We start from the raw sequence: 5,692 nt of genomic DNA on the forward strand, positions 1-5,692 counted from the left end.
GGCAGAACCCGGCTCGCCGTTAATGTGAAAGTCGCGTACGCGACTCACGAATTTCCCTTCTCCCCAGCGCGGGAGAGGGCCGGGGAAGAGGGGGACGGTCATGACTTTCATGATCTCGGGTATCTCGACATGTCATGACCGTTAGCCGATACGGCAGCTCGCGCGCTGCAGCACACCCGCCAGGGCGTAGGCAACCGACTGCGCACGTACCGCCTCCCGGTCACCTTGAAAGTGCTGGCTATCGGTTTCCAGGCGACCTTCCGGTCCGGCCCACGCGAAACAGACCGTCCCCACCGGCCGACCCGGCGATCCGCCAGCCGGACCAGCGATGCCGGTAATCGCCACCGCCCAGTCGGCACGGCTGCGGCGGAGTGCGCCAAGGGCCATGGCGCCCGCGGTCGCTTCGCTGACCGCGCCCTGTGCGCTCAGCGTGTCGGCGCCGACGCCGAGAATCTCGATCTTGGCTGTGTTCGAATAGGTGACGAAGCCGCAGTCGAACCAGCCGGAACTACCGGCGATCGCCGTCAGGCACTGCCCCACCCATCCGCCGGTGCACGATTCGGCGGTCGCCAGGCGTTCACCATTGGCCAGCAGCAAGTGGCCGACCTCGGCTGCAAGCGCTTCGAGCGACTGCTGATTCCAGGCACTCATTCGAGCACGAAGCGCAGAATCGCCAGCACCAGCAGCGTATAGCCCGCGGCGACCAGGTCGTCACTCATGACGCCGAAACCATTCTTCACCTGCTCGTCGAAGTAGCGTGCGGGTTGCGGTTTGGTGATGTCGAAAAAGCGGAACAGGCTGAAGGCGGTAGCCTGCCATAACCAGTGCGCCGGACAGAACAGCAGCACCAGCCAGAAAGGGACGATCTCGTCCCAAACGATACTGCCATGATCGATGACACCCAGATCGCTGCCCGTCTTGTGCACCGCCAGCACCCCGCCGACGAAGCAGACGACGAGAAAGGCGAGCAGCTCGAAATCGCTCATCCACGGCCGCAGCAGCGGAAACGACAGCCAAGCGAAGAGCGTGCCGAAGGTGCCCGGCGCCCACGGCGACAGGCCGCTGCCGAAACCGCAGGCGACCAGATGTGCGGGATGCGCCAGCAGAAATCGCAGTGAGGGGGGACTAGCCAAAGTGATCGAATCCTTTGCCATCAATGGGTAAGCTCTGGCCGTTCTCGTCGAGCACGGTCAAGCAAGCAGCCGCTGCCCCGGTGATCCGACCGAAGCGCCAGAGCGGCAGATCAAGCTCGGCAGCAAGGGCAGCGAGCACGGGCCGTTTGCTCAGCGGCGCAGAAAACACCAGTTCGTAATCGTCACCACCGGACAACTGGCACTCGCGCGCCAGCACCGGGTCTGCTCCAAGGGGCAAGCAGGGCAATTGCCCGACCAAGACCTCAGCGGCAACCGCCGAGCGCTCGAGAATATGGCCAAGGTCAGCGAGCAAGCCGTCGGAGACGTCGATCGCCGAATGCGCAATGCCACGCAGGCGCAGGCCCAGCTCGACCCGTGGCGTCGGCTGTTGCAAGGCCGCCAGGCAACGCTGGGCGAGCACCTCGGGGAGACTGGTCTTGCCCTGCAGCTGAGCCAGACCCAGCGCCGCGAGACCGGGCTGCCCGGAAAGCCAGAGATCGTCCCCCGGCTGGGCGCCGTCGCGCCGCAGAGCCTGCCCAGCGGGTACTTCGCCAAGCACCGTGAAACACAGATTGAGCGGGCCACGCGTCGTATCGCCGCCGACCAATTCGACACCGTAGCGAGCGGCGCAAGCGAAAAGCCCTTCGGCGAAGGCCGCGAGCCAGGCCTCCCGCGCTTCTGGCAGACTGCCGGCAAGCAAGGCCCAGCGGGGCCTGGCGCCCATCGCCGCCAGGTCGGAGAGGTTGACCGCCAGAGCCTTCCAGCCGAGCTGACGAGGATCGGTATCCGGCAGAAAATGCGTGCCTTCGACCAGCATGTCGGTAGAGATCGCCAGTTCGCTACCCGATGAGGGTGCGAGCAGGGCGCAATCATCACCAGGGCCGAGGACGGCGCTTGGCGTCGGCTTCGAAAAATAACGACGGATCAGTTCAAACTCGCTGGGCATTACCGCTTCCTCACACCTGTGCCTCTCGCCGAGGGCGACCCGCGCCGCTGATCAGCGGCTTCGGGAATGCGCCGCACGCTTGGCTTCAACCTCCGCCGGGCGCAAGCTGGCGGCGAGCTTGTCGAGCACGCCGTTGACGTACTTGTGACCGTCAGTACCGCCGAAACCCTTGGCCAGTTCGATCGACTCGTTGATGATTACGCGGTACGGTGTCTGGGGGTAATTGTTCAGCTCGAAAGCCCCGGCCAGCAAGACACAGGCCTCGATCGGCGAGAGTTCCCGGAAGGGACGGTCAAGATAGGCTTGCAGTTGCTCCTGCAGCGTCGTGCGCTGGGCGAGAACACCGCGCAACAGCTTGCCGAAAAACTCGCGGTCGGCCTTGTCGAAGGCTTCCGCGTCGCTCAAATGCGCTTCGATAGCGGCTTCATCGTTACCGCTCAGCTGCCACTGGTAGAGTCCCTGCAGGGCGAACTCGCGCGCCCGACGGCGTGGTGACCTGCCGCCAGACGGTTTGCCACCAGGGGCGGCTCGGGACGGCCCGGCGGTCACGACCGCTCCCCGAGTGCCCGTAACAGATTGGCCATCTCGACTGCCACCTGGGCGCAGTCGGACCCCTTTTGCTGCATGCGGGCAAGTGCCTGATCGTCGTCTTCACAGGTCAGAATGCCATTGGCAATCGGTACGCCGCTATCCAGTTGTACTTCCATCAGCCCCCTCGACGCGTCATTGGCCACGATCTCGAAGTGATACGTTTCGCCGCGGATGACAGCGCCCAGTGCGATCAGCGCATCAAAGCGCCCACTTTGCGCCATCGCCTGCAGCGCCAACGGTGATTCTAGAGCCCCCGGGACGGTCGCCAGGGTGATGCTGCCCTCGGCGACGCCCAGACGCTTGAGCTCGCTCGTGCAAGCGCTCAACAGGCCTTCGCCGATGTCCTGGCTAAAGCGGCTCATGACAATGCCGATCGTCAGCCCCGCGCCGGTCAGCGACGCATCGTACTCGTAAATGTTTTCGCAGCGAGCGGCGGGCGAGGTGTTTCTAGGCGTTTTCAGAGTGCTCATCGGAGCCTTTCAAGGTCGGTCAAGCTTGCAATGTGGCCGGTGACTTCGAGATCGAAGCCGGTCATGCTCGGCATCCGGCGAGGACTCGAAAGCAATTTCATCTTGCCCACGCCGAGATCGCGCAGGATCTGCGCGCCAATACCGTAAATGCGCGGGTCCCAGCGGGCGGCTGGACGTTTGGTGGCGACCGGCTCGCGCAGCATGGCCAGGATATCCTGACCGCTTTCGGGACGATGCAGCAAGACGATTACGCCAGCGTCCACGCGCGCCAACGCGGCCTGGGCAACATCGAGCGAGAAAGTGTGCCGACCACCTCCAGGGTCAAGAAAATCGACCACCGAGAGCGGTTCGTGCACGCGCACCAGCGTCTCCCGGTCGGGATGAATCTCGCCCTTGGTCAGCACCAGGTGCACTTCGTTGGACGTGCAGTCGGTATAGGCATGCAGGATGAACTCGCCGTGCGCAGACTGCACCGCTTTCGACAAGGTACGCTCGACCAGGGTCTCGTGCTGGCTGCGATAATGAATGAGGTCAGCGATGGTGCCGATTTTGAGACCATGCTGCCTGGCAAAATCAACCAGGTCCGGCAGGCGAGCCATGCTGCCATCGTCGTTGAGTATCTCGCAGATCACCGAAGCGGGCTCAAGACCTGCCAGCAGCGCCAAATCGCAGCCCGCCTCGGTATGCCCGGCGCGCACCAGCACACCGCCAGGGCGGGCCATGATCGGGAAGACGTGACCGGGTTGCACAATGTCGCCCGGCCCGGCGTTCCTCGCCACCGCGGCCATGATGGTCAGTGCTCGGTCCTGCGCCGAAATGCCGGTGGTGACGCCCTCGGCCGCTTCGATTGAAACCGTGAACGCAGTACTGTAAGGACTCTTGTTGTCGCCCGCCATCTGGGTCAGTCCCAGCTGCCGGCAGCGCGCCTCGGTAAGCGTCAGACAAATCAGGCCGCGACCGAAGCGGGCCATGAAGTTGATCGCCTCCGGAGTGACGTGCTCCGCCGCAAGAATCAAATCGCCTTCGTTCTCACGATCCTCCTCGTCAACCAGGACGACCATGCGTCCCGCCCGCATCTCGACGATGATCTCTTCGATGGGCGAAACGTCGGAAGAAGTGCTCTGTGGTGCCATTTTATACATCCTCCGCGCCGAAGCTTCCGCGCCAGTGGCCGAACACCTGATTCGCAACAAGCCACACGCTTGTTGGCCGAGTCACCGCCCATCCTGCTTTCAGGAGTCGTATGAGTCCCGCGTTGCAGTAGCGGCTCCTTGCCGACCAAAGGTCGCCGTGGCCCGCAAGGACCTTTCCCGAACCCGTGATTGTCTCAGGTTCCGGCGCGGACCGCCATGCGGAGGTGACGAGGTGCCCGATCAAGCCGTTCTCTACGGCCAAGCGAATGGCGACCGGATCAAGGCGAAATCTGCGCTCGCCCCCGTCGTTGGTGCCACTCGCCGCGAGCCGCGGCGGCGAATCCTCGGCCGATCGATCGCCCAACAGGCCAATTATTCGTTTTATCATGCTCACCAGTGATAGTTTGGTTCCATCAGCTGCTGCATCAACCAGTGACTGGGTGTGCGTCGGCACGTTCCGATGTGGGTGAAAGCCAAGGACGAAGGACAGTTCAATGTCAATCAATGAAAGCTTGCTGTTGATCGCTGTGGTTGTGTTCGTCGCATTTCTGCTGCTGCGCGTTTTCAAGGCCCGCCGTTCCGCCGGCGATCAAACCGCCAGAGAAAAGGCCGTCGAGGAAGCGACAGGCCGCGCCACAAAACACGAAGCCACGGCACAAGCCGACCGCCGGCCTGTCGACAAGCCCGCCGGCCTTGAGCCCGAATACGAAGCCCCCGAGGAAGGGGCACGCCGCCAGGCCGTAACTCCAGCTCCCGAGCCAGCTGCCAAGAAGACCACTCGCCGCGAGACCGACCGCAAGGCTGCCCAGGAAGCCCGACGCGCCGCAACAGAGCGCAATCGAGCAGAGAAAACAGCGCGCCGTGAGACCGACCGCAAAGCCGCCCAGGAAACCCGACGCCTCGAAAACGAACGCAAAGCGACTGAGAAGGCTGCTCGCCTGGCGGCCGAGCGTGAGACCGCCGAGGAAGCTGCCCGTCTCGAAGCAGAACACCAGGCTGCTGCGGAAGCGGCTCGTCTCGACGCAGAGCGCAAGGCTGTTGAGGAAGCGGCTCGCCTCGACGCAGAACGCCAGGCTGCTGAGGAAGCGACTCGCCTTGAGGCCGAACGTCAAGCCGCCGAGGAAGCTGCCCGTCTCGAAGCGGAACGCCACTCTGCTGCGGAAGCGGCTCGCCTCGAAGCAGAGCGCCAAGCCGCCGAGGAAGCAACTCGTCTCGAAGCGGAACGCAAGGCTGCTGAGGAAACCGCGCGTCTCGAAGCAGAGCGCAAGGCTGTTGAGGAAGCGGCTCGTCTCGAAGCAGAACGCCAGGCTGCTGAGGAAGCGACTCGCCTTGAGGCCGAACGTCAAGCCGCCGAGGAAGCTGCCCGTCTCGAAGCGGAACGCAAGGCGGCCGAGGAAGCGGCTCGCCTTGAAGCAGAGC

Annotated in this window: 7 protein-coding genes and 1 pseudogene; all 8 read right to left on the bottom strand. The window is 63.9% G+C overall.

Annotated features, from left to right (window positions below; genetic code table 11):
• Nucleotides 1–141: 141 nt before the first annotated feature.
• Entirely contained in the window at nt 142–651 is a 510-nt protein-coding gene (locus RUW20_RS15675) for a CinA family protein (protein WP_313953159.1), read from the bottom strand.
• Complete coding sequence (locus RUW20_RS15680; RefSeq protein WP_313953160.1) at nt 648–1,154, bottom strand: phosphatidylglycerophosphatase A; 507 nt, start codon at nt 1,152–1,154, stop codon at nt 648–650. Before RUW20_RS15680 ends, RUW20_RS15675 begins: the two co-directional genes overlap by 4 nt.
• Nucleotides 1,126–2,079 (bottom strand): thiamine-phosphate kinase, encoded by a 954-nt coding sequence (thiL, locus tag RUW20_RS15685; protein ID WP_313953161.1) that lies wholly within the window; start codon nt 2,077–2,079, stop codon nt 1,126–1,128. The genes RUW20_RS15680 and thiL overlap by 29 nt, the downstream gene beginning before the upstream one ends.
• A 51-nt stretch (nt 2,080–2,130) precedes the next feature.
• Nucleotides 2,131–2,628 (bottom strand): transcription antitermination factor NusB, encoded by a 498-nt coding sequence (gene nusB, locus RUW20_RS15690; protein ID WP_313953162.1) that lies wholly within the window; start codon nt 2,626–2,628, stop codon nt 2,131–2,133.
• A complete protein-coding gene (gene ribH / locus RUW20_RS15695; RefSeq protein WP_313953163.1) occupies nt 2,625–3,140 on the bottom strand; it encodes a 6,7-dimethyl-8-ribityllumazine synthase in 516 nt (171 codons plus the stop codon). Before ribH ends, nusB begins: the two co-directional genes overlap by 4 nt.
• Nucleotides 3,137–4,273, bottom strand: coding sequence for a bifunctional 3,4-dihydroxy-2-butanone-4-phosphate synthase/GTP cyclohydrolase II (gene ribBA, locus RUW20_RS15700; RefSeq protein WP_313953164.1), 1,137 nt, complete (start codon nt 4,271–4,273; stop codon nt 3,137–3,139). The genes ribH and ribBA overlap by 4 nt, the downstream gene beginning before the upstream one ends.
• A 1-nt stretch (nt 4,274) precedes the next feature.
• Nucleotides 4,275–4,841, bottom strand: a complete 567-nt coding sequence (locus RUW20_RS15705; protein ID WP_313953165.1) for a hypothetical protein — start codon at nt 4,839–4,841, stop codon at nt 4,275–4,277.
• A pseudogene (locus RUW20_RS15710) lies at nt 4,771–5,692 on the bottom strand (hypothetical protein); the annotation flags it as partial. The gene RUW20_RS15705 and the pseudogene RUW20_RS15710, both read right to left, overlap by 71 nt.

The sequence above is a fragment of the Accumulibacter sp. genome, from assembly GCF_032229525.1.
In the GTDB taxonomy this organism is placed as follows: Bacteria; Pseudomonadota; Gammaproteobacteria; order Burkholderiales; family Rhodocyclaceae; genus Accumulibacter.

Excerpts from the sequence above, each read along its gene's own strand:
- ribH (WP_313953163.1), bottom strand. The coding sequence starts at position 3,140 with ATGAGCACTCTGAAAACGCCTAGAAACACCTCGCCCGCCGCTCGCTGC.
- thiL (WP_313953161.1), bottom strand. The coding sequence starts at position 2,079 with ATGCCCAGCGAGTTTGAACTGATCCGTCGTTATTTTTCGAAGCCGACG.
- ribBA (WP_313953164.1), bottom strand. The coding sequence starts at position 4,273 with ATGGCACCACAGAGCACTTCTTCCGACGTTTCGCCCATCGAAGAGATC.
- RUW20_RS15680 (WP_313953160.1), bottom strand. The coding sequence starts at position 1,154 with ATGGCAAAGGATTCGATCACTTTGGCTAGTCCCCCCTCACTGCGATTT.
- RUW20_RS15675 (WP_313953159.1), bottom strand. The coding sequence starts at position 651 with ATGAGTGCCTGGAATCAGCAGTCGCTCGAAGCGCTTGCAGCCGAGGTC.